The 3,012-nt window shown below is 73.1% G+C and carries 3 protein-coding genes; 2 read left to right on the top strand and 1 reads right to left on the bottom strand.

Annotated features, from left to right (window positions below):
- Positions 1-427: PKD domain-containing protein (locus VOI19_RS17255; RefSeq protein ID WP_323794187.1), on the top strand; the 427-nt coding region annotated here is incomplete at its 5' end.
- On the opposite strand, the gene VOI19_RS17250 is transcribed toward VOI19_RS17255, so the two are convergent.
- Positions 405-2,195, bottom strand: a complete 1,791-nt coding sequence (locus VOI19_RS17250; RefSeq protein WP_323794186.1) for an O-antigen ligase family protein — start codon at positions 2,193-2,195, stop codon at positions 405-407. The two genes, VOI19_RS17255 and VOI19_RS17250, sit on opposite strands and share 23 nt — an antisense overlap.
- Before the next feature lie 124 nt (positions 2,196-2,319).
- Between VOI19_RS17250 and VOI19_RS17245 the strand changes: the two genes are divergently transcribed.
- The coding region (locus VOI19_RS17245; RefSeq protein WP_323794185.1) for a hypothetical protein at positions 2,320-3,012 on the top strand (693 nt) is incomplete at its 3' end.

The following is a 3,012-nucleotide window of genomic DNA, read 5'->3' as shown; positions in this document are numbered from 1 at the left end:
GCCGTCCCCGAGCCCGAGCCCCACGCCGACGTCCACCCCGACGCCGACGCCTACGGCAACGCCCAGCCCGACGCCCACGCCGACACCCAGCCCGACGCCCACGCCCAGCCCGACGCCCACGCCGACCCCTCCGCCCACGGCCCCGGGCAACCGCGCGCCGGTGGTGCACAAGATCCGGATCAAGCGGCCCGCCAAGGGCTTCCGCGTGGGCAAGCAGGTGACGGTCAAGGTGCCCGCAAGTGACGCCGACGGCGACCCGCTGGTCTACCGCTTCGTGTTCGGCGACGGCACGTCGGTGGTGACTGACAAGCGACGCGTGCGCCACACCTACTCCGAGCGCGGCCGCTACGTCGTGAAGGTCCTCGCCTACGACGGTGAGGAGATCGACCGACGCTCGAAGAGGATCAAGGTGAAGTCGAGGCGCTGACCTGCCTGATCAGCCGTCGTACGACGGCTGAGCGCGGCAGGATCTCCTGGGCTCGGCGCAGGTCGACGAGAGCATCGTCGACCTGCCCGAGCCCGGCGTGCGCGATGCCGCGCTGCACGTGGCCGTCCGGCCGCTCGGGCGCCAGCGTCACCGCGACGCCGAGCACCTCGACGGCCTCGGCCAACCGACCCTGCGCCGAGAGCACGAGCCCGAGGGCCACGGTCGCCTCATAGCTCTGCGGGGCGCCGGCGAGGGCTGCTCGCGCGCGCTGCTCTCCTCGGATGGCGGCGTCGCCGTCGCCAGCGGCGGCCTGCTCGGCGAGCAACCGGGCCGCGATCACGTCCACGTCGACGTCCCACGGGCGCCACCGGCCTGCCTCGGCGAAGCGTTCGTCGGCTGCTGCGACCTGTCGGCGATCGGCCGCAGCCACACCCCGCTCCAGCGCCACCTCGCCGAGGGTGGCGGCCGCGAGGCCCACCACGAGCACCCCGCTCATCGCTGCGAGGGGAAGGCTGCGCCGCTCCTGCTCGGCGGCACGGATCGGTACGGCGATCACGGTGCCGAGCAGGAGAGCCGCGAGGCAGGCGGGTCCAGCGGTGGTGAAGTTGACGCTCGCCAGGGTCAGGTAGGCGGCAACGGCAACAACCACCGGACCGACCACTGCCACTGCGTCCGGTCGCTCGCGGAGCACCGCGACCACCCGTCGTACGACGAGGAACAGTCCCAGCAGGGTCGCGACCATCAGCAGCACACCACCCGCCACCAGCACCTGGAGCAGCACCGAGTGTGGCGAGTCCGCGAGCCGCTGCGCACCGGTGAAGTCGACGAAAGCGGGATCCTCGTAGGCGAGGAAGGCATCGACGTAGCGGCTCCCGCCCAGGCCGAGCCACGGATGGTCGCCCAGGAGGTCCAGCGTCAGGCGCCACTGGTCGACGCGTCCCTCGGCGGTGCCGAGTCCCAGCAGCCGGTCCCGGGTGGTGGGCACGAGCAGCGCGGTCGAGCCGAGCAGTGCGACGGCGCCGGCGGTGAGTGGCAGGGCTCCGGTCGTGCGGTCGTCGGCGCGGCTCCGCAGCAGCAGGACGGCGCCGATCGCGGCGAGCCCGACCAGGGTGAGGCCGAGAGCGGTGCGCGACCCCGAGATCGCGACCGTCGCGACGGCGGCGGCGAGCCCCGCGACCGACGCGGCTCGGAGCGCCCGGTCCGCGGCGGCTGGGCGGAGCGCGGGTCCGACCAGCACCAGCGCCGCCATCATCGCCACCGCGCCCTGGTCGGTGGCGTTGCCGAGCACGGAGCCGGTCCGGTCCTCGGTGCTCGGCCCCAGGGGCGTCACCCCGAGGACGTCAAGCACCGAGAAGGCGGCGAGCGCCACGGCCAGCGCGCTGACAGCCAGGTGGAGACGACGCGTCGCGGCGACGTCCTGGCCGACGACGCGCGCACCGGTCCAGCACGCTGCGGCATACAAGCCCAGCACCGGCAGCCCCTCGTAGCGCGGCCACCGGCCGAGGAGCGAGGCCAGCGGGGTCTCGCCGACCAGGGCAGCCAAGGCGAAGCAGCCGGCCCAGCCGACACCGGCGAGCACGACGGTGCGGGGGAGTGCGCCGACCGGTCGGGCCAGGGCAGCGAGCAGCACGGCGATCGCCGTGACGAGCAGCTTGGCGAGGACGAACCGGGAGAAGCCTCCCGGGAGCCACCACAGGGGCGCCGACACCGCGAGCACGAGCGCGACCGCTCGCAGGCGCTCGCCCGGCGCCGGCTCGCCGCGGGCCACCGATCGGGTCGACCTGATGACCCGTCCGGGCCATTTGTCGTCGGATGGCTCCACAAAGCCCGATCCTGCCACTACTTTCATCCTGCGCGACGCCGTCGCGCCATCCCCCACAGGAGCACCCCCCATGCGCAACGTCCGCACGCTCGTCCCCGCCGTCATCACCGCCGTCGCCCTGGCAGCCGGCGGCTCCGCCGTCGCCCTCGCCGGCGCCGGCCCCACGTCCGCCAGCGGCCCGGTCGCCGGGTCGGCCTCCTCATCGGTGGCCGGTCTTCTCGCCGGCAGCTACCGGTCGGAGTTCGGTCGCCTCAGCGTCGGCGGCAAGCCCCAGGTCGTCAGCCAGGAGGCGCCGACCCTGTCCGGCAAGGCTCGCCTCGGCAGCACCCTGCGCGTCGTCGACGGCACCTGGAAGCCCGCCGTCGTCACGCTCACCTACAGCTGGTTCGCCGGCGAGAAGATGATCGACGGCGCCGACGGGGCGTCGTACACGCCTGGTGCCTCGGACGTGGGCAAGGTCCTCAGCGTCCAGGTCACGGCCAACAAGCGGAAGTACCGCCCGGTCACCGTCGTCGAGAGCGCCGGCAAGGTCGCGCCCGGGCGCATCAACGTGTCCTCCGACCCGAAGATCAAGGGGACGGCGAAGGTCGGCAAGACGCTGAACGTCACCTCCGGCAGCTGGTCGGTTCCTGGTGTGTCTGTGTCCTACGTGTGGAGCGCCGGCAACAAGGTCGTCTCGACCTCGAAGAAGTACGACGTCAAGAAGAACGTCCAAGGCAAGGTGCTCGAGGTGGAGGTCACCGCCGCCAAAGATCGGAAGAGC

Source organism: Nocardioides sp. (genome assembly GCF_034670285.1).
GTDB lineage: Bacteria > Actinomycetota > Actinomycetes > Propionibacteriales > Nocardioidaceae > Nocardioides.
This window is presented reverse-complemented; position numbering and strand designations above follow the sequence as displayed.